Source organism: Streptomyces sp. NPDC044106 (genome assembly GCF_056433985.1).
In genome coordinates, this window is sequence record NZ_JBWKFZ010000028.1 from 36,385 (window position 1) to 53,907 (window position 17,523).

General features: G+C 66.8%; 27 protein-coding genes. 25 read left to right on the forward strand and 2 right to left on the reverse strand.

Annotated features, from left to right (window positions below):
• Nucleotides 1-2 precede the first annotated feature (2 nt).
• Both AC07DI_RS34980 and AC07DI_RS34985 read left to right on the forward strand, forming a co-directional pair.
• Nucleotides 3-845 carry a hypothetical protein gene (locus tag AC07DI_RS34980; RefSeq protein ID WP_478908747.1) on the forward strand — a complete coding sequence of 281 codons (843 nt, stop codon included), beginning with the start codon at nt 3-5 and terminating at the stop codon, nt 843-845.
• Between the two features lie 20 nt (nt 846-865).
• Complete coding sequence (locus tag AC07DI_RS34985; RefSeq protein ID WP_478908749.1) at nt 866-1,129, forward strand: hypothetical protein; 264 nt, start codon at nt 866-868, stop codon at nt 1,127-1,129.
• A 32-nt stretch (nt 1,130-1,161) separates the two neighbouring features.
• Here AC07DI_RS34985 and AC07DI_RS34990 read toward each other — a convergent pair whose 3' ends face one another.
• Entirely contained in the window at nt 1,162-1,506 is a 345-nt protein-coding gene (locus AC07DI_RS34990) for a hypothetical protein (protein WP_478908751.1), read from the reverse strand.
• 44 nt (nt 1,507-1,550) lie between these two features.
• Between AC07DI_RS34990 and AC07DI_RS34995 the strand changes: the two genes are divergently transcribed.
• Genes AC07DI_RS34995 through AC07DI_RS35010 form a run of 4 tightly spaced genes read left to right on the forward strand, consistent with a single transcriptional unit; the run spans nt 1,551 to nt 4,320 of the window.
• Nucleotides 1,551-2,261 carry a hypothetical protein gene (locus AC07DI_RS34995; RefSeq protein ID WP_478908752.1) on the forward strand — a complete coding sequence of 237 codons (711 nt, stop codon included), beginning with the start codon at nt 1,551-1,553 and terminating at the stop codon, nt 2,259-2,261.
• The gene (locus AC07DI_RS35000) at nt 2,258-2,836 is read left to right on the forward strand and encodes a 3'-5' exoribonuclease domain-containing protein (RefSeq protein WP_478908754.1); all 579 of its coding nucleotides are present in this window, start codon (nt 2,258-2,260) and stop codon (nt 2,834-2,836) included. Before AC07DI_RS34995 ends, AC07DI_RS35000 begins: the two co-directional genes overlap by 4 nt.
• Nucleotides 2,833-3,429 (forward strand): class I SAM-dependent methyltransferase, encoded by a 597-nt coding sequence (locus tag AC07DI_RS35005; RefSeq protein WP_478908755.1) that lies wholly within the window; start codon nt 2,833-2,835, stop codon nt 3,427-3,429. Before AC07DI_RS35000 ends, AC07DI_RS35005 begins: the two co-directional genes overlap by 4 nt.
• Nucleotides 3,430-3,438: 9 nt before the next feature.
• A complete protein-coding gene (locus AC07DI_RS35010) occupies nt 3,439-4,320 on the forward strand; it encodes an NAD-dependent epimerase/dehydratase family protein (protein ID WP_478908756.1) in 882 nt (293 codons plus the stop codon).
• On the opposite strand, the gene AC07DI_RS35015 is transcribed toward AC07DI_RS35010, so the two are convergent.
• On the reverse strand, nt 4,266-4,835 hold the full coding sequence (locus AC07DI_RS35015; RefSeq protein WP_478908758.1) for an HNH endonuclease signature motif containing protein: 570 nt from the start codon (nt 4,833-4,835) through the stop codon (nt 4,266-4,268). The genes AC07DI_RS35010 and AC07DI_RS35015 overlap by 55 nt on opposite strands.
• Nucleotides 4,836-4,963: 128 nt before the next feature.
• On the opposite strand from AC07DI_RS35015, the gene AC07DI_RS35020 reads away from it, so the two are divergent.
• The 19 genes from AC07DI_RS35020 to AC07DI_RS35110 all read left to right on the forward strand — a co-directional run bounded on the left by AC07DI_RS35020 (nt 4,964) and on the right by AC07DI_RS35110 (nt 17,502).
• A complete protein-coding gene (locus AC07DI_RS35020) occupies nt 4,964-5,110 on the forward strand; it encodes a hypothetical protein (RefSeq protein ID WP_478908760.1) in 147 nt (48 codons plus the stop codon).
• Nucleotides 5,111-5,134: 24 nt separating this feature from the next.
• Nucleotides 5,135-5,437, forward strand: coding sequence for a hypothetical protein (locus tag AC07DI_RS35025; RefSeq protein ID WP_478908762.1), 303 nt, complete (start codon nt 5,135-5,137; stop codon nt 5,435-5,437).
• A gap of 18 nt (nt 5,438-5,455) precedes the next feature.
• Nucleotides 5,456-5,671 carry a hypothetical protein gene (locus tag AC07DI_RS35030; RefSeq protein ID WP_478908763.1) on the forward strand — a complete coding sequence of 72 codons (216 nt, stop codon included), beginning with the start codon at nt 5,456-5,458 and terminating at the stop codon, nt 5,669-5,671.
• A 373-nt stretch (nt 5,672-6,044) separates the two neighbouring features.
• Complete coding sequence (locus tag AC07DI_RS35035; RefSeq protein WP_478908765.1) at nt 6,045-6,281, forward strand: hypothetical protein; 237 nt, start codon at nt 6,045-6,047, stop codon at nt 6,279-6,281.
• The gene (locus AC07DI_RS35040) at nt 6,266-6,460 is read left to right on the forward strand and encodes a hypothetical protein (protein WP_478908766.1); all 195 of its coding nucleotides are present in this window, start codon (nt 6,266-6,268) and stop codon (nt 6,458-6,460) included. The genes AC07DI_RS35035 and AC07DI_RS35040 overlap by 16 nt, the downstream gene beginning before the upstream one ends.
• 839 nt (nt 6,461-7,299) lie before the next feature.
• The gene (locus AC07DI_RS35045) at nt 7,300-7,659 is read left to right on the forward strand and encodes a hypothetical protein (RefSeq protein WP_478908767.1); all 360 of its coding nucleotides are present in this window, start codon (nt 7,300-7,302) and stop codon (nt 7,657-7,659) included.
• Nucleotides 7,649-9,427: a terminase gene (locus AC07DI_RS35050; protein ID WP_478908769.1), complete on the forward strand. Its 1,779-nt coding sequence runs from the start codon at nt 7,649-7,651 to the stop codon at nt 9,425-9,427. The genes AC07DI_RS35045 and AC07DI_RS35050 overlap by 11 nt, the downstream gene beginning before the upstream one ends.
• Nucleotides 9,424-10,875, forward strand: a complete 1,452-nt coding sequence (locus AC07DI_RS35055) for a phage portal protein (protein WP_478908770.1) — start codon at nt 9,424-9,426, stop codon at nt 10,873-10,875. The genes AC07DI_RS35050 and AC07DI_RS35055 overlap by 4 nt, the downstream gene beginning before the upstream one ends.
• Complete coding sequence (locus AC07DI_RS35060) at nt 10,853-11,608, forward strand: VG15 protein (protein ID WP_478908772.1); 756 nt, start codon at nt 10,853-10,855, stop codon at nt 11,606-11,608. The genes AC07DI_RS35055 and AC07DI_RS35060 overlap by 23 nt, the downstream gene beginning before the upstream one ends.
• Nucleotides 11,609-11,688: 80 nt before the next feature.
• Nucleotides 11,689-12,342, forward strand: coding sequence for a hypothetical protein (locus AC07DI_RS35065; RefSeq protein WP_478908774.1), 654 nt, complete (start codon nt 11,689-11,691; stop codon nt 12,340-12,342).
• A 19-nt stretch (nt 12,343-12,361) separates the two neighbouring features.
• Nucleotides 12,362-13,318: a phage major capsid protein gene (locus tag AC07DI_RS35070; RefSeq protein ID WP_478908776.1), complete on the forward strand. Its 957-nt coding sequence runs from the start codon at nt 12,362-12,364 to the stop codon at nt 13,316-13,318.
• Between the two features lie 116 nt (nt 13,319-13,434).
• A complete protein-coding gene (locus AC07DI_RS35075) occupies nt 13,435-14,346 on the forward strand; it encodes a glycosyltransferase family 4 protein (RefSeq protein ID WP_478908777.1) in 912 nt (303 codons plus the stop codon).
• Between the two features lie 9 nt (nt 14,347-14,355).
• On the forward strand, nt 14,356-14,769 hold the full coding sequence (locus AC07DI_RS35080) for a hypothetical protein (protein ID WP_478908779.1): 414 nt from the start codon (nt 14,356-14,358) through the stop codon (nt 14,767-14,769).
• A gap of 119 nt (nt 14,770-14,888) precedes the next feature.
• Nucleotides 14,889-15,143 (forward strand): hypothetical protein, encoded by a 255-nt coding sequence (locus AC07DI_RS35085; protein WP_478908780.1) that lies wholly within the window; start codon nt 14,889-14,891, stop codon nt 15,141-15,143.
• Nucleotides 15,144-15,158: 15 nt separating this feature from the next.
• A complete protein-coding gene (locus AC07DI_RS35090) occupies nt 15,159-15,485 on the forward strand; it encodes an HK97 gp10 family phage protein (RefSeq protein ID WP_478908782.1) in 327 nt (108 codons plus the stop codon).
• Entirely contained in the window at nt 15,485-15,889 is a 405-nt protein-coding gene (locus tag AC07DI_RS35095) for a hypothetical protein (RefSeq protein ID WP_478908784.1), read from the forward strand. The genes AC07DI_RS35090 and AC07DI_RS35095 overlap by 1 nt, the downstream gene beginning before the upstream one ends.
• 75 nt (nt 15,890-15,964) lie before the next feature.
• A complete protein-coding gene (locus AC07DI_RS35100; RefSeq protein ID WP_478908786.1) occupies nt 15,965-16,549 on the forward strand; it encodes a phage tail tube protein in 585 nt (194 codons plus the stop codon).
• 99 nt (nt 16,550-16,648) lie between these two features.
• Nucleotides 16,649-17,095, forward strand: coding sequence for a hypothetical protein (locus AC07DI_RS35105; RefSeq protein ID WP_478908788.1), 447 nt, complete (start codon nt 16,649-16,651; stop codon nt 17,093-17,095).
• Between the two features lie 122 nt (nt 17,096-17,217).
• The gene (locus AC07DI_RS35110) at nt 17,218-17,502 is read left to right on the forward strand and encodes a hypothetical protein (RefSeq protein WP_478908790.1); all 285 of its coding nucleotides are present in this window, start codon (nt 17,218-17,220) and stop codon (nt 17,500-17,502) included.
• Nucleotides 17,503-17,523: the final 21 nt, after the last annotated feature.

Sequence of the window (17,523 nt, forward strand, 5' to 3'; positions counted from 1 at the left end):
CAGTGGCTCTCCTCTCGACCCTCGTCGACACATTCAACGACGGCGTCATCGGCCCTGACTGGGGCAACAGCTACGGCGGCGTGTCCGAAACCGGCGGTCGCGCCCGTATCCCGTGCGTGGCAGGCAACTACGCCGGCTACCAGACGGCCAAGACATGGACGCTGGCCGGGAGTTCCGTCTACTTGCAGGTTCCGCTGGCCGCAGCGGTGAATGGCGGCACGCTTGAGGTCCAGACCGTCTTCTCCGTGATCACTGCGACTGGTGGCACGAACCTCGCCTTCAGCATCAACACCGCTACGGGCACCATCCGCTGCGAATCCAATGTGGCGTACTTCGATGGTGCTGCCGTGTCCCTCACCTATTCGGCGGTGACGCACCTGTGGCTGCGGATCCGCGAAACGGGCGGCAACGTGCTGTGGGACACCAGCACGGACGGTTCGACGTGGACGAACCGCCGCACGCTGGCCACCCCCGCCTGGGTCACCTCGGCGATCAACACGTGCGCCCTCGACCTGTGGTCCTACCGCAACAACGGCACCACGAATTTCGCGGAATTCGACAACGTCAACACCCCGGCCTCCAGCGCCGCCACGTACTTCGCATCGGCCGCGCTCACCTCTGACAGCACCCAGACCGCCGCGGCGACCCGGTCCGTCGTTGTCGCCGCCAGCCTCAGCGCCGAGTCGGACCTTGGCGCGTCCACTGTCCAGACCGCGACAGCCGCCGCCGCATTGTCGGGATCCAGCGAACTCAGCGCGAAAACTGATGCGGTCGACACCGACGACATCACCGTCCAGTACAGCGAGCCCCGCGGGGGATGGACGGTGAGCCAGCCGTGGATCTAGCCGCTATCAGCACCGAGTTCGTGAAGGTCACCGTCGTCGCCCGCGCAGGTGGAACTCAGATCCAGTTGGCTGTGCCGCCGCAGTTTGCGTTCCTCCTCACCGACCTGAGCCCCGAGGGTGGGGACTGGCTGACGGGTGAGTGGCTGGCCCCGCACGGCCGGATCCTTGTCGGCCCGAACGGCGGCATCACCACGCTGGTTGAGGGCGAATACGCGGTGTGGATCAAGTTTGCGGGCGGGTCCGAAACGCCCGTCTACCGCACCGGCACGCTGAAGGTCTACTGAAGGGTCCGCGCCATGGCCGTCCTCGACGTCGGCTACCAGGTTGTCACGCGCGGCCGGGCACGGTTCAACTCCTGCTGGGACCAAACGGTGATGTTCTGGAAGCCGCGTTGCTGTAGCCGCTGCTCCAGATCAACGGGGCGGGCGTAGTTCCAGGCGAACCAGATCACGGCGCCGCCCCCCGGCTTGCTGCCGCCCTGCAGCGGGTGACAGGCGTCTTCACTGTTCGCGATCACTGGTAGGTGTGCCGCCGCGTCCGGATTGGCGGCGGTCTCCCGGATCACCTCGGCTACGACCTCGGCAACCTTCGGGGCGACCTCCTCGGCTAGCCCGTCGCGACTGTCGCCGACCACCAGGAACACGCTCGTCACGTTGCTCATTGGCCAACCGTACCGAACCGGCCCACACCTCAGGAGCCCGCGCCATGGCCGACGATCTGCTCGTCATCATCCCGACCCGTGGCAGGCCTCAGGCCGTGCCGGAGATCGTGCAGGCGTGGGACGACACGGGTGCGACCGCAGACCTGCTGTTCGCGGTCGACACGGATGATCCGGAGCTGGCCGCGTACAAGAAGCACGCCGCCACGTACAAGGCCGACCAGCGGGTGCGGTTCACGTTCGGCAAGCGGCGGCGGCTCGTCGGCACCCTGAACGCGCAGGCCGTGAAGGCCGCCAAGCAGTACCGCTACCTGGCGTTCATGGGCGACGATCACCGTCCCCGGCCCGCGGCTATGCCGTGGGATGCACGCATCCGCGAGTGCCTGTCCGGCGGCCCCGGCATCGTCTACGGCAACGACCTGCTGCAGGGCGAGGCTATGGCGACTGCCGTGGCGATGACCTCCGACATCGTCGGGACGCTGGGCGTGATGGTTGCGGACTGCCTCGTGCACCTGTGCGCCGACCTGGTCTGGATCGAATGGGGTCGCGGCATGGGGCGGATCACCTACCTCGACAACATGGTCATCGAGCACCTCCATCCCGCGGCGTCCAAGGCGCAGATGGATCAGGGCTACGAGGAGTGCAACAGCCCCGAACAGGTCACCGCAGACTCGGCCGCCTACTACGACTACCGCGACAACGGCGGCCTCCAAGCCGACCTCGCCAAGCTCCGGAAGCTCGTCGAGGAGGCCTCGTGAGCGCCCTGGACTACGACTGGGAGTTCCTGGAGGACGGAAAAACCATCGAGCCGATCTCCATCGGGATGGTCGCCGATGACGGCCGAACGTACTACGCGGTCAACGCTCGCCTCGCCTCACAGGGTTGGAAGGGCTGGCGTCTCCGCCGTCGCGTCCGGAAGCACAAGTGGCTGATGGAGAACGTCATCCCGCACCTCCCGAAGCCGTCCGGCGACTGGAACCTCCACATGCCGAAATCGTGGCTGTTCAACTACCGCGACCCGGCCGTGAAGCCTATCGAGCGGATCGCCGACGAGGTCGTGGACTTCATCCGCGAGACCGGCTCCGACGTGCAGCTCTGGGCGAATTACGGAGCCTACGATCATGTCTGCCTCGCCCAGCTTTGGGGTCGCATGATCGACCTCCCCGAGGGCGTCCCGATGTTCACCAACGACATCCAGCAGGAAGCCCGCCGTCAGGGGCTCGGCTGGGACGACCTGCCCAAGCAGGAGTCCGGCGAGCACAACGCCCTCGCGGACGCTCGCCACAACCAGACTGTCCGGCGCTGGCTGGCGAGCAGGCAGGAGAACTCGTGACTGCCGCTGACGTCATCACCGCCTGGGACCAGGCCGACCCGGACGCGATCCACCCGACGCGCCACGTCTCCGAGGACGCCTACTGGGAGTCCGGCCAGACACAGGCCGACATGCTGGCCAGCGTGATCCCCGGCGGGGCGAAGGTGCTCGACTTCGGCTGTGGTGACGGCCGCGTCGCCCTCCCGCTCGCCGCTCTCGGCTACCAGGTCACGGCCGTCGACAGCTCGCAGCGGATGCTCGACCGGCTCACCGAACGCGCCCCCGACATCGCCACCGTGCAGACCACCGCCGACGGGATCGCCGCGCATCTTGGCCGCCGACGTATGGATGCCGTGTACGCGCTCGCCGTGTTGATCCACCACAGCTGGGTGGACTGCCTGCACATCATCGGGCGCCTGCGCTCGGCGACGAAGCTTGGCGGGATCATCGTCCTCGACTGGCCCGTCTCCGAGACGCCCGAAGAGGCCGACTCGTGGATCGGCATCACCACCTGGTCCCCGCAGCAGCAGGCCGAAGCGTGCGCGCGAATCGGGTTGGAGCCCGTCGACAGCGGGCTGCCGTGGGGCGTCTACCGGGCCATCAAAACCAGCTGAGGGGGCGGCATGCGCGTCCTCCTCACCGGAGCCTCTGGGTTCGTCGGCCGCCACCTGCACCGTTCGCTCCTCGACCGCGGCGACCTCGTCCTCGGCATCGACTTCAACGCCACCGTGTACGCCCGCAGCGGTGACGCCCTCGACTTTTTCCGCACCGACGACCGCCGCTGGGACCTCGCCATCCACTGCGCGGCCATCGTCGGTGGGCGGGCCAGCATCGACGGCAGCCCGCTCGGCGTCGCCACCAACCTGGCGCTGGATGCCTGGTACTTCCGGTGGCTGGCCCGGTCCGGCACCCCGCGCGCCGTGTACTTCAGCAGCAGCGCCGCGTACCCGGTCGCACTTCAGCAGCCCGGTCCGATCCACCGGCTCGTCGAGACGGACATCGACTACGAGCAGCCCGCACGACCCGACGCGACCTACGGGCTCGCCAAGCTCGCGGGGGAACAGCTCGCCCAGTACGCCGAGGCGGAAGGCTGCCGCGTCAGCGTGCTCCGGCCGTTCTCTGGCTACGGCGAGGACCAGGCGGGCTGCTACCCGTTCCCTGCGTTCATCGCCCGCGCCAAGCGCCGTGAGGACCCGTTCGAGATCTGGGGCGACGGCAGCTCCACCCGCGACTGGATCCACGTATCAGACTTGGTGGGCGCCACGCTTGCGGCTGTCGACCAGGACTTCCAGGGGCCGGTCAACTTGGGCTGGGGGAGGGCAACGACCTTCGATGAACTCGCCGAGCTGGTGGCAGCCGAGGCCGGGTACCACCCTGAGCTGAAACACTTGCCTGCTGCTCCCCAAGGGGTTCATCACCGGGTATGCGACCCGAAGCGGATGCTGGACTTCTACTCTCCAGCCGTTTCCCTTGAGGAGGGAATCCGTTTGGCGTTGCCTCGCTGAAAGCGAGCTCGGCGGCAAATCCGGCACTGCCGACGCCCATTCTTGATCAGCGTGTTCTCTTCCGTGTACTCATGATCGTTCGGGCAGCGGGTTTGTGTATGCCAGAAATGCCGCCCCTTCTCCTTCATGTCGCGGTTGTTGTCCGCGCGGTCGCCCAGGAATAGATGATCAGGGTTGATGCACGGTGGATTGTCGCAACGGTGCAGGACGGCCTCATCGTCGGCCAGTGAGCCGTTGTGCAGTGCCCACGACGCCCGATGGGCAAGTACGTGTTTACCGTCCGGTCCGATCAGCTTCCCGTACAGGCCTTCCCTCGGCCCCGTCCCTACGAACTCCCAGCACCCGGTGGGGCGCTTCTCTATCTGAGCCCAGAGGCGCTCTTCGAAAGTTCCACGTATCCATTTGCGGACTTCGTGATTCGGATCGCCGAAGCGAAGCAGTCGTGCGTAGTGGCCGTAACAGAAACCTCGTCGCTTGGCCTGCTTCTCGCACTCATTTGCGCTGCATGTGACCATATAAGCATTGTACTGAATTCAGCCTCGCTTAGTGCCTGTTAGGGCGAATTGAACTCCCTTTTGGGGCGTGCCCATAGGGTGACGAGGTCGCGCCATGCCAACCCCGGATTACGCCCTCATCGACAAGCTTGAACGCGAACTCGGCATCGGTCAGCGCGCGCAAGAAGCCCATACAGGCGGCCCGCTCGGTGTGCCTGATCAAGGACTGCGACGGCATCAACACCGACGTCCGCACCTGGAGCGGCGTGCTGATCAGGCGCTTCCACGAACACTAACCACCCCACGAAAGGCCCGCGCCCATGGCCACCGAACCGATCGCATCACTCGTCAAGGCGTGCCGGGACTCCGAGGACTGCTGTCCTGGGGGTCCGGAAGCGTGCCGACTGGACGCCGCCAGAGCGGAAGCCAACGCTGATCGGCTCAAGCAGAAGCCCGTCACACTGCTCTATGCATGGTCCGATGGCGAGACGTACAGCTACGTCGACCAGGCCGGTGGCATCCCCGACCGGGCGCGTGAACGGGCCCTGCTGCGAGCCCTCCTGTCCCACGCCCTATCTCAACTCGACGAGTACGACCCCGGCCTGGGGATCGCCGCGACCTGACCTGCAGGAGCCCGCGCCATGGCTGCAGAGATCACCGCACCCGTAGAGGTCACCACCTGCCTACCCGGAGCCACACCGATCGGAGGACGCGTCGGCACCCTCGCCGTCGCCCTTCGCGGTGAAACACTCCACGCCGAAGACGTCTACCGATCCCTCGGCGAGCTGCTCGTCGAAGCAGGCAACTACCTCATCGAGAACGCCGCCCTCCCCGACGCAGGCGACGGTGACGCCTGATGGCCCGCATCCAGATCCTCGAACCCCCCGAAGACAGCAGCGACACCGAACGCCCCGAGGGGTAGGAGGCGGCCGTGAGCGGAGGCTGGAAGTCGAGCGGGCGCAAAGCGAGGTTCCCGTCCGGCTGGGCGAAGATCCGTGCACGCATCCTGGAACGTGACCCGACGTGCGTTCTCTGCGGGACACGACCATCCACGCACTGCGATCACATCGTGGCCAAGGCGGACCTCAACGGGCCTGCCGATCTTCAGGGCGTGTGCGGCCCCTGTCATGATCAGAAAAGCAGTGCCGAAGGGAACGCCGCCCAGCGCGCCAACCCAAAGCCCACTCGGAAGAGGCCGCAAGAACCCCACCCCGGAATGAGGTAACCGCCATGCTCTCGACCTACGTTCGCGTCCCCCACGGCACCGACCCACGCGACACCGCCATGAACGAGATCCTCTGGAGCGCGGCCAAGAAGTACGTCTTCCTCAAACGACCCCTCGACCTCAAGCTCATCCCCACGACACAAGGCCACGCAACACTCGCCGCGATCATGGGACTCGAACCCGACGAAGGACACGACGTGTACCGCGTCGACAGCGAGACCGAACCGTGCCCGCATACCTGATCGTCCACCCCAGGGATCAGCGCAAAGACGACGACCTCACCCTCACCTTCCAAAGCGGATGGGCCGTCCTCGCCGACAGCCACGGCATCTGCTTCGCCATCCCCTCAGGGCAAGGCGCCAGCATCCAACGCGTCGACCCCGACCCCGAAGACCAGAAGCCCGCGCCAAACGAGGAGTGATCCAACGTGGCGAGCAAGGGACGAGGAAACCGAAGCCGGCGAGGCAACGCGCAGACCCTCCGGAACTACTGGACGACCGGCCAGGGCGCAGCCAAGATCAAATGGGGGACGAGTGGGGACTACAACCGGTGTGTGCGAGCCGTGTCGAAGTACCTCGGAAGTCGAGCTCGCGGTTACTGCGCGCTGAGGCACAAGGCTGCGACAGGCATGTGGACAAGCCGGCACGCAAAGGCCCTTCGAGGCGGCAAGCGACGATGACCAGCACGTTCCACGCCGCACCACTGCCTGACCTGGTCGACCACAAGACGACGGATCGGTCGGCTGGCTACTGGTCCATCACTCCCTCGATGGCAGGGAGCAGGCCGGCCGCGAGGGGTAGGGCAGGCGGTGCCGCCGCCCCTACCGTCCGCCCCATTGCCGGGCAGGCGGGCAGGGCACGGGCAGTGGGCAGGGGCAAGGCAATGCATGTGCAGTGCTGCATGGTGATGCGATGGTGATCGCGTGAGAGTGATCTGATCTCGATGAGATATTGATCAGCGAAATGATCAATGATTGAAGTCGAAGAAGATCGAGAACGAAGATCGATTAGAGATCGTCAAGGTTGATCCACGGACCCTTGGCGATCTCTAGATCATGGTCAACTCGACGCCCGGATGATCTCTGGGTGACCCGAACGATCTCCGATCTGATCAGATCGCCGATCATGCCTCTGACCTGGGGGTATACCCCTGACCTGCGGTTATGCGGATCGGGACCGTCTAGCACCCAACCATCAGCGTGCGCTTGACCTGTATTTTTCCGGCCCCTGGTGGGTCGTTCGAGGCCCCAGGAGGGTCGCCATGACAGCGAAGCAAGATCCCCCTGCGGGTCTCGGCGCCAAGGCCCTGGTGGTCTGGACGGAGATCTCCGAGGGCTACGACCTGCGAATAGACGAACTGCGCGTGCTGGAGGACGCTTGCCGGGAGATCGATCTGGTTGAGCGTCTCGAAGCCGAGTTGGAGCACGCAGAGCTGATCGTTACGGGCAGCATGGGGCAGCCCGTGGCTTCCCCGCTCGTCCAAGAGCTCCGGCAGCACCGCGGCGTCCTGGCCCGTCTTCTTGGTTGGCTGAAGTTGCCGGACGAGGAGCAGCCGGCGAAGGGCAACACGTCGGCGTCGGCGCGCACGGCAGCTATGGCCCGTTGGGGCCGTGGCGCGTAGACGGTCGGTTGAGCGTCAGGATGACGGCCACGGCGAGGTCATCGCCTGGTATCGGGAGCGGCTGTCGGGCATAGCACCCCGCCCTGCGCTGGAGTGGGAACCGAAGCTGATCGGCCCCACCTGGCAGCGAACCCCGGACGGCAGCTGGTTGCTCCCCGAGGCCACGTTGGGCTGGGAAGTTCTCGGCTGGTGCGGTGTGTGGCTGCAGCATTCCCGCGGCGTTCCGTGGCGCTTCACCGACGAGCAGGCGCGCTTCTACCTCTGGTGGTTCGCCCTCGACGAATCGGGCACCTTCGCCTACCGCGATGGGGTCCTCCAGCGACTGAAGGGGTGGGGGAAAGACCCGACCGGTGCATGCCTGTGCGCGGTCGAGGCGCTCGGCCCGTCCCGTTTCGCAGACTGGGCTCCTGACGGCACGCCAATCGCAACGGACAGCCCGGAAGCCTGGGTTCAGACGGCGGCTGTCAGCCTCGAGCAGACGAAGAACACGATGCGACTCTTCCCTTCGCTGTTCACGGCGGAGGCGAAGGAGCACTACCGCATCCAGGTCGGCAAGGAGACCGTCAACGCCCTGGGGGACTCCCGTCTGATCCAGGCCGTGACGTCGTCGCCGGCGACGCTGGAAGGTGCGCGGGCGACCTTCGTGCTGCTGAACGAGACCCACCACTGGGACTCGTCGAACTCGGGCCACGACATGGCCGCCGTGATCGAGCGCAACGCCACCAAGTCGGCAGATGGCGCTGCCCGCACGCTACGGATCACGAACGCCTACGAGCCTGGCCAAGACTCTGTGGCGGAGCAGGACCGGGATGCCTGGGAGGCTGCCGACGCGGGCCGGGTCATGGACTCGGGGCTGCTGTACGACTCGATCGAGGCGCCGGCGCGGGCTCCGCTGACGATCGATGACGCTCCAGCGGTCATTCGGTCGATCCGCGGCGACGCGACCTGGCTGAACGTGGACAGGATCGTCCAGTCGATCAGCGACGTCCGTAACCCGCCGAGCAGGTCCCGGCGCTTCTGGTACAACCAGATCGTTGCCGCTGAGGACGCCTGGATGGCGCCCTACGAGTGGGACGCCTGCAAGGCCGATGCTCTCGAAGTGCTGGATGGCGAAGAGCTCGTGCTGTTCTTCGACGGCTCCAAGTCCGACGACGCCACGGCGCTCGCTGGTTGCCGGATGTCGGACGGCCACGTCATCACGTTCGGCGTGTGGCAGCGGCCGGCGAACTGGGACCCAGATATCCCATGGACGGTGCCGCGCGATGAGGTAGATGGCGTCGTGGAGCGGGCCTTCAATGCGTACAAGGTGTTGGCGTTCTTCTGTGACCCGGGCTCCGGCAAGGATGACGACGGCGAGCGCTACTGGGATCCCTACCTGGACAAGTGGGGGCAGTCGCACGGCACGAAGCTGATCCTGCACGCCGTCACGGCCGGACCGAAGCAGCACGCGGTCCGCTGGGACATGGGCGCTCCGCGCCACCAGGAAGAGTTCACGGACGCGGTGAAGCGCACGGGCGAGGACATCCTTGAGCGGCGTCTCACTCACGACGGTCACAAGATGATGCGCACCCACGTGGCGAACGCGCGTCGGCGCACGAATGCGTGGGGGATCACGATCGGCAAGGAACACCGCGAGTCCGCACGGAAGATCGACCTCGCGGTGTGCATGATCGGCGCCCGCATGCTGCGCAGGCGGCTCCTCAACAGCAAGCAGTACGGGAAGCGGCCCAAGTCGCGGGGCAAGGGACGGGTGGTGGTGCTGCGGTGACCGTCTCGATTCCCGATCTTCCGCTGGTGTATTTGTCGGATGACGAACTCGCGTTGATCAACATGTTGCGGGCGGACATGCTGCGCGACCGGTGGGCGCTGAAGCTGCGGGACGCGTACTTCAACGGTGAGCAGTTGGTCCGTGACCTCGGCATCAGTATTCCGCCGCAGTTGAAGGGCCTGCATACCGTGATCGGCTGGCCGCGTGTCGGTGTCGAATCGCTGGAGGAGCGCCTCGACCTGGAGGCGTTCCGCTGGGCTGACGGCGCCGACTCTTCGGAGCTGTCGGAGATCGCCGAGGCGAACGACCTGTTCGATGAGTCGAGTCTCGCGCACCTGGATTCGCTGGTGTACGGCCGCGAGTATCTGGCGGTCGGCTCTGGGGATTGCGGGACGGATGACTGCCCGCCGTTGATCTCGGCTGAGTCGCCGTTGGATATGACGCTGATGTGGGATGCCCGTCTTCGGATGGGTACGGCGGCGCTGCGCGAGTGCGCGGCCGACACCTTCATAGAGTCGGGTCCCGAGGAGCGGATGCTGGTCCTCTATCTGCCGGAACAGACGGTGATGTGTCTGCCGTCGGAGTCGGGTGGCTGGGAGGTCGTTGACCGGGACATGCACAATCTCGGTGTGGTGCCGGTGGTGCGGATGGCGAATCGGCAGCGCACGGCGGACCGGGTCGGCAAGTCGGAGATCACTCCCGAGGTCATGTCGATCACGGATGCGGCGTGTCGGCGTCTGATGGGTATGGAGGTCGCCGCGGAGTTCTTCGGGGCTCCGCAGCGCTACATCCTCGGCGCCTCCGAGTCGGCTTTCCAGGACGCAGACGGTACGGCGAAGTCGGCCTGGGAGACGTACATCGGCCGCGTGCTCGCTCTGGAGCGGGACGAGGACGGTCAGGTACCGGCGGTCGGTCAGTTCGCTGCGCATGACCCGACCGGCATGACGAAGATCATTGACCTGTATGCGCGGATCATGTCCGCGCAGTTCGGGCTGCCGCCGCACATGCTCGGCTACACGACAGACAACCCTGCCTCCGCGGACGCCATCCGGTCGACTGAGGCGAAGCTCGTCAAGCGCTCGGAGCGGCGGATCCGCCGGTTCGGTGCGGCGTGGCAGCAGGCGATGCGGCTTGCCCTGTGGGTGCGGGACGGGGAGCCGCCGGACACGGCGCGTCGGATCGAGACGGTGTGGCGGAATCCGGCGACGCCGACGGTGGCCGCTCAGGCGGATGCCACGGTAAAGCTGGTTCAGGCCGGGATCCTCCCCGCGGACTCTGACGTGACGTTGGAGATGGCCGGCTTGTCGGAGGGACAGCGGCAGCGGGTTCGTGCGGATCGGCGGCGGACTGACGGCCGGTCGATGCTCGACCGCCTGGCCGCTCTAGGTACTGCTGACGATGAGACTCCGTCTCCGGAGGTCGTCGATGGCGACGCTGGTCTCGGATGACGGTGCAGGCGCGAGTCGGCAGCGGCGGGCGCAACGCGGCCTGACGCGGTTCCTGCTTCGGGACATGCGCACTTTGCGGCGCCTCATCCGCCCGCGAGACCTGACCGGCACGGTGCCGGACTGGATCGAGGCGGTACGCGCCCTGGTGGCGCAGTACGGCAACGCTTCAGCCACGGCAGCAGCCGACTTCTACGACGCGGAGCGGGTGGCCGCGAAGGTGACGGGCCGGTTCACGGTTCCGCTGCTGGACCCGCCGCCGGACGACAAGGTTGACAGCAGTCTGCGGTGGGCGACGAAAGACCTGTGGCCCCGTGACCCTGGCGACCCGGCGACAACCGACGCTCAACTGCAGCCGCTGAATGTGCGCCTGGATGCTGCCGAGAAGAAGGCTGAGGGGGTCGTACAGAAGCTGGTGACCGATCAGGGCCGCGGCACGGTCCAGGGTGCCGTCCGGCAGGACCGGATGGCCGTCGGCTACGCCCGCGCGGCAGCCCTGGGTGCCTGCGCGTTTTGCCGGATGCTTGCCAGCCGCGGAATGGTCTACAAGCAGGACACGGCTGGCTTCCGCGCCCATGACGGATGCAACTGTGGCGTCATCCCCGTCTTCCGTGGCCAGCGCTTTGAACTTTCCTCTCATGCCCAGGAGTGGGACCGGCTGTACCGCGAGTACGCGGCCCCCTATCCGGGCGATCAGCTTCGCCGGTTCCGGCGAGCTATAGCCGAGCACGGCTGACAGCCGCACTCTTCCGTTCAACGAGGTCGCCCTGGTGGCGGCCTTTCCCTTTTCCACAGCCCCTGGAGGGCCGATCCGTCATGCCTGAAGAGACGACCGAGACGAGCGAGCAGCAGGCCGACGCCGGCACCGAGGAGACCGTCGAGGAGACGGCGACCGAGGAGAACGGCACCGAAACCACGGAGGACGCCCCGGAGGCGGACACCGAGGTCGAGGAGAAGCCGTTCGACCGGAAGCAGGCCGAAGCGAAGATCCGTAAGGCGAACTCGGAGGCTGCGAACCTTCGTAAGCGCCTGAAGGAACTGGAGCCAAAGGCCGCCGAGCTGCAGCGCATCAAGGACTCCGAGAAGTCGGAGTCTGAGCGCCTCAACGACCAGCTGACGGCGGCCAACGACCAGATCGCCAAGACCCGGCAGAAGCTGGCGAAGGCCCGAGTGCAGGCGCTCGCCGGCGCTGCGGCTGACGACCGTCCGGCGTTCACGGACCCCGAGGACGCGGTCGGCGCGCTCGAGCTCGACTCGTACATCGACGGGGATGGCGACATCGACGAGACCGCCATCGAGGCGGATCTCCAGGCGCTTTTGGAGCGCAAGCCGCACTGGGCGAAGGCCCAGCCCCAGGAGGGCCCGCGGCGTCCCGTACCGGACCGCACTCAGGCGTCCGGCGCCAACCAGACCAGGCCCCCTGCCCCGGGCGACGAGTTCGCCGGATGGCTGAAGCCGCAGCTCAAGTAGCTGCTGAAAGAAGGACACCATGGCGGTCACCGCCCCCCTGAAGATCACCGATGTGAACGATGCACTCCTGCCGCGGACTCTGGCCGGACCCATCTTCGAGAAGTCCGTCGAGTCCTCGGCGGTGATGGCGCTGGCGCGGCGTGCGCCGCTGGCCATCGATGCCACCACGTCGGTTCCGATCCCGATGGACGTGCCGACTGCGGACTGGGTTGGGCAGGCGGCGAAGAAGCCCCTGTCGACCTCGTCGGTCGGTGTGAAGCAGATGACGGCGAAGAAGCTGGCCGTTCTGATCCCGGTCGCCGAAGAGGTCGTCATGACCAATTCGGGCGGTCTGTGGACGCAGCTGCAGACGGATCTTCCGACGGCGTTCGCGCGGGCTTTCGACCACGCGGCAATCCACGGCAAGACCATGAAGGGCGCCACCGGCCCCTTCGCCGACTACCTGGCGATGACCAGCAACGCCGTCGTTCTCGGCACGGCCGTGCAGGGCGTCGGCGGCATCTGGCGTGACCTGGTGACCGGCATGAAGGAAGTCATCGACGAGGACTGGGACTACACCGGTACGGTCGCCGACTACCGGCTGAAGCCGGAGCTCCTCCTGGCGACGGACACCACGGGCCGCCCCATCCTGGTGGACACCCAGACCCCAGGAACGGACATGGCATCGGCGGGCACGCTGATCGGCCAGCCCCTGGCGTATTCGCGAAGCGTGTCGGGCAAGCAGCGCCGCCAGTCCGCGTCGACGGACACTGGCCTGCGCGCGATCGGCGGCGACTGGTCGCAGGCGGCGTATGGCGTGGGCATGGACATCACGGTGCGGATCTCCAAGGAGGCGACTTACGTCGACGAGGAGGGTGGCGTGCACTCGGCGTTCCAGGAGAACTTGGTGCTGCTGCTCGCTGAGGCCTACTACGGCTATGTGCAGGGCGACGCGGACGCCTTCGTGAAGTACACCGGCACTCCTTCGGGGTCGTGATGGCAGCCGTCCCGGCTTCCGCGCCGGGCGGGACGGCCAAGCCGGTGAAGATCGTGGCTCGCGTGCACGCGTTTCCACCGGAGCACAATGCGGGCGCTGAGCACATGCTCGTGTCGATGCTGCGTTCCCTGGTGGAGCGCGGGCACGACGTGTCGGTGTGGCTGTCCCGCTACGGCAGCGCCCACAAGGAGTACGAGTACCGCGGCATCAAGGTCATCCCCCTGGAGTCCCGGTTGGACTTCCCGACCGCCGTGCGTCGGGCGGATGTGCTGCTCGCGCATCTGGAGACGGTTCCGCCGACGGCGTCGATGGCCCGCGGGTACGGAAAGCCGATGATCGTGGTCTGCCACAACACGCACAGGCCCACCTTCCGGGACGCCGCCGCGGGCGGAACTGCGCTGGCGGTCTACAACAGCCGGTGGATGGAGCGGGAGGCGGAGATGTTCTTCGCCGAGTACCCGAAGTCGATCCGCCCCGAATCCAGCCTGATCGTGCGTCCGCCGGTGTTCGCCGGCGAGTACGCGACGAAGCCTGGCAAGGCCGTCACGCTCATCAACTGCAACCCGGAGAAGGGTGGCAAGGTGCTCGACGCGCTGGCCCGCCGGATGCCGGATCAGCAGTTCCTCGCGGTGCGCGGCGCCTACGGCGAGCAGCTCCTCCCGGACCTGCCCAACGTGGAGATCGTCGAGCACGTCGACGGCCAGGACATGCGGGAGAAGGTGTACGGCCGCACTCGCGTGCTGCTCATGCCGTCCTCCTACGAGTCGTGGGGACGCGTTGGATGCGAGGCGATGGCGAGCGGCATTCCCGTTGTTGCCCACCCGACGCCTGGACTCACGGAGTCCCTCGGCGAGGCCGGGATCTTCGTGGACCGGGCCGACATCGACGGCTACGAAGCGGTCTTGCGGAAGCTCGCGACGGCCGCCGAGTACAGGCTCGCCGGGAAGCGCGCCAAGGCCCGCTCTGCCGAACTCAATCCGACTGCTGACCTTGCCGCCTGGTGCGGAGCCGTGGAAGCCCTGCCCTAGGAGGCTGCTGTGGCATTCGTGATCCCGACAGCGGAAGACCTCGGCCTGTATCTGGGATTGGACGAGATCCTCGGGGACCGGGCGGCTCTGCTGATCCGGCAGGCCGTCAATCTGTGCCAGACGGTGGTGAAGCCCCTCCCGGAGGGCGCCGAAGCCGTCGTCCTGTCGGTAGCGGGCCGGGCGTATGTGAATCCGCAGCAGGTGTCTTACGAGACGATCGGCCCAATGTCGGTGCAGCGTCCGTCCGGTTCGGGCGGCCTGTATCTGACGAAGGCCGACAAGTCGGCGCTCAAGTCGCTGGCCGGTCGGGGCGGAGCCTTCACGGTCGATCCGACTCCGGAGACGGCTGATCCGTCACCGACGTGGCCGATCGACGACGCCGGTTTCCTCGACGAGTACGAGCCGGGCTGGGGGTATGGCTGATGCCGTACCCGTTCGGAGAGGTGGTGCGGATCCTCCGTACCGGGCCCTCGCCGGGTCGGGACCCTCGCGGGCAGCCACTGCCGGGCCCTGACCAGTCGTTCGACCTCGAAGGCTGCGCCGTGACGCCACGAGCGGAGACGCCGCAGGTGGGCGGTGACCAGCAGCAGGCCCGGGACACCGTCATCGTCGGCTGGACCGTGTATGCGCCGCCCGGCCAGAAGAACCACGCCTCGCTTCCGCTGCGCACCACGGACCAGGCGAAGGTACGCGGCGTGAAATGCGATATCACCGGCGAGCCCGGCGACTGGGGGCGGAGTGTCTTCACCGGAACTCGCGGCCCCGTGCAGTTCGCCGCGGACCGAGTGACCGGCTAGACGAGCGGAGGTCCCATGGCGGCACGGTTCAAGATGTCCACCAAGGGCGTCGGTCAGCTGCTGCGCTCAGAAATGGTGCGCGCGGAGATGGTGCGGCGGGCTGAGCTCATTAAGTCCACAGCTGAGTCGATCGCCCCTGTTGGTGGGGCGGGAGATCCGCACCCTGGGCACTACAAGTCCAGCTTCCACGTGACCAGCACGCGGCGAGGAGGCCGCAACCGTGACCGCGCGACTGCCACGGTCACCAACAGCTCCTACTACGCGCGGTTCGTGGAGTACGGCACCGAGAAGGTTCACGCCCACCACGTCCTGCTCCGCGCCGCTCAGGCAGGTGGCCGCTGATGGCCGCCGCCGTCGGATCTGTCGATGTCGAGCTTGAGGTCATTCAGTGGCTGCAGGCGAAGTTTGGTGATGAGGCGGTGGTGCGCGACGAGACCGACAACAACCTCCTCAATGAGCTGCCGACCGTGCAGGTGCAGCGCGTGCCGGCTGGTGGCGATGATGGGTTCCGTCTCGACCGGGCCTTCGTTGACATCGACGTGTACGCGGCCACCCGCGGCGAGGCGATCGCCTTGTCGGCGACGATCCGCGGCTGGCTCATGACCGAACTGGCCGGATCGGCAACCGAGTCCGCGGTCTTCGGGCGGATCCAATCGAACCCGCCCCCGGCCGCAAGACCGTATGAGAACACCGCCCTCCGCCGCGTCGGCGGCACCTACCAGATGTACAGCCGCCCGGTCTCCTGACGACCGGTTCTAGGTCCGCGCCGCTTCCCTTGATCCCGCCCGTGCGCGGGCTTCACACATGTCTGGAGACAACTGATGGTCAACATCACCCGCGCAGCGGACCTCACCGTCATCGGAGCGAATGGCGGCGGATGGGTGGGCGATACGGGCACTTCTGCGCCTGCGTCGCCGCTGATCCAGCCGGTCGCCCCGTGGGAGCCGCTCGGCGCGATCAGCGATGACGGTCTGACCTACGGCTTCGATGAGGACAGCCAGGAATTTACGCCCTGGGGTCTGACAAGCCCGTTCCGCACCCAGATCACGAAGTCGGTGCGGACGTTCAAGGTCACCCTGTGGGAGACCGCCCGCGTCGCCGTCACGTCGATCATGTACCGGCTTCCGGCTGCCGAACTCGAGCCGGTCGGCGGCCTCACGAGCTTCGCGGAGACAGCGTCGCCCGTGCCCGACCGCCGCGCCTGGTGGTTCCTCGTCATGGACGGCGACTCGGCCCGCGGCTTCTACGTCCCCCAGGGCGAAGTGAGCGACCGCAGCGACGTCACGTTCAAGCAGGACGAAATGAGTGCCTACGAAGTGACGATCACCGCCTACCCAGACGCGAGCGGCAACACGGTCTACCACAGCGACAAGGTCCCGGCGACACCCGACTACACCGGCTCCTGAGCCGCGCTGACTGGTGGGCGGGCTAGGCGCGTTGGCGCGGAGCCTGGCCCGCCCACCTCTACTCCCAGAACCGCGCCATAGATGAAGGAGACCCGCGCCATGGCTGCCAACGCCAGGACCGCAACTACCCGCACGAAGCCCGCCGCCCGCAAGAAGACCGTCACCCGGGCGCCCCACAAGACAGCCGTCGTCGCCCCGGACGTCGAGACCGAAGAGGCCTTCGACGAGGACGACGACAACGCTGCTGGGGCGCAGGAGGATGAGGCCGAAGGCCGTTACGTCACCGCCGAGCTGGTCGGCGAGCAGGTGCAGATCCTGCCGCCCGGTGTGTGGCGCCAGTCATGGAACCGGCTGCTGCACTCCGGGCAGATCGACGCTTTCGCCGAACTCGTAATTCACCCGGACGACTTCGGCCTGTACGAGGAACTCGACCCCACGAACGAGGAGTTCGGCGAGTTCATCGGTGAGGCCAGCGAGCAGGCGCCGGAGAGCCAGGGAAAATCGCGTGGACCCAACAGGTCCTCAAGGCGCACGCGGAGGCGGTAGAGGCCGACCTGTGGCGCTACTACCAGCGAGACGTCCTTGATGTGCACAGGGGAAGGATGACGTGGCGGCAGCTGCGGATCTTGATCCAGCATCTGCCACCTGAGTCGTCGACGATGACCGCCATGCGCAACCTGCTCTCGGATGAGGAGCTCACCGAGCAGGCGGAGAAAGGCGAGCCGGAGAAGGGCCGCTGGAGCCAGTTGGAACAGCTCGCCGCGTCGGTGCTGGATGCTGTCCGGCGCCTGGAGTACGTGACGATCTGCGCCAACACGGAGAAGAAGAGCGACCGCCCTGATCAACCGGAGCCGACGGCTCGGCCGGGCGCCAAGCCGCGTAAACCGAAGCCGAAGATCTCCGGTCAGGCTGCTGAGCGTCTCTTCCAGCTCATCAACGGGGGCGCCGCATAGCGCTGCGAGGGGAGGCCCCTC

Excerpts from the sequence above, each read along its gene's own strand:
- AC07DI_RS34990 (WP_478908751.1), bottom strand. The coding sequence starts at position 1,506 with ATGAGCAACGTGACGAGCGTGTTCCTGGTGGTCGGCGACAGTCGCGAC.
- AC07DI_RS34995 (WP_478908752.1), top strand. The coding sequence starts at position 1,551 with ATGGCCGACGATCTGCTCGTCATCATCCCGACCCGTGGCAGGCCTCAG.
- AC07DI_RS35010 (WP_478908756.1), top strand. The coding sequence starts at position 3,439 with ATGCGCGTCCTCCTCACCGGAGCCTCTGGGTTCGTCGGCCGCCACCTG.
- AC07DI_RS35015 (WP_478908758.1), bottom strand. The coding sequence starts at position 4,835 with ATGGTCACATGCAGCGCAAATGAGTGCGAGAAGCAGGCCAAGCGACGA.
- AC07DI_RS35025 (WP_478908762.1), top strand. The coding sequence starts at position 5,135 with ATGGCCACCGAACCGATCGCATCACTCGTCAAGGCGTGCCGGGACTCC.
- AC07DI_RS35030 (WP_478908763.1), top strand. The coding sequence starts at position 5,456 with ATGGCTGCAGAGATCACCGCACCCGTAGAGGTCACCACCTGCCTACCC.
- AC07DI_RS35035 (WP_478908765.1), top strand. The coding sequence starts at position 6,045 with ATGCTCTCGACCTACGTTCGCGTCCCCCACGGCACCGACCCACGCGAC.
- AC07DI_RS35045 (WP_478908767.1), top strand. The coding sequence starts at position 7,300 with ATGACAGCGAAGCAAGATCCCCCTGCGGGTCTCGGCGCCAAGGCCCTG.
- AC07DI_RS35060 (WP_478908772.1), top strand. The coding sequence starts at position 10,853 with ATGGCGACGCTGGTCTCGGATGACGGTGCAGGCGCGAGTCGGCAGCGG.
- AC07DI_RS35065 (WP_478908774.1), top strand. The coding sequence starts at position 11,689 with ATGCCTGAAGAGACGACCGAGACGAGCGAGCAGCAGGCCGACGCCGGC.
- AC07DI_RS35070 (WP_478908776.1), top strand. The coding sequence starts at position 12,362 with ATGGCGGTCACCGCCCCCCTGAAGATCACCGATGTGAACGATGCACTC.
- AC07DI_RS35075 (WP_478908777.1), top strand. The coding sequence starts at position 13,435 with ATGCTGCGTTCCCTGGTGGAGCGCGGGCACGACGTGTCGGTGTGGCTG.
- AC07DI_RS35090 (WP_478908782.1), top strand. The coding sequence starts at position 15,159 with ATGGCGGCACGGTTCAAGATGTCCACCAAGGGCGTCGGTCAGCTGCTG.
- AC07DI_RS35095 (WP_478908784.1), top strand. The coding sequence starts at position 15,485 with ATGGCCGCCGCCGTCGGATCTGTCGATGTCGAGCTTGAGGTCATTCAG.
- AC07DI_RS35100 (WP_478908786.1), top strand. The coding sequence starts at position 15,965 with ATGGTCAACATCACCCGCGCAGCGGACCTCACCGTCATCGGAGCGAAT.
- AC07DI_RS35105 (WP_478908788.1), top strand. The coding sequence starts at position 16,649 with ATGGCTGCCAACGCCAGGACCGCAACTACCCGCACGAAGCCCGCCGCC.
- AC07DI_RS35110 (WP_478908790.1), top strand. The coding sequence starts at position 17,218 with ATGCGCAACCTGCTCTCGGATGAGGAGCTCACCGAGCAGGCGGAGAAA.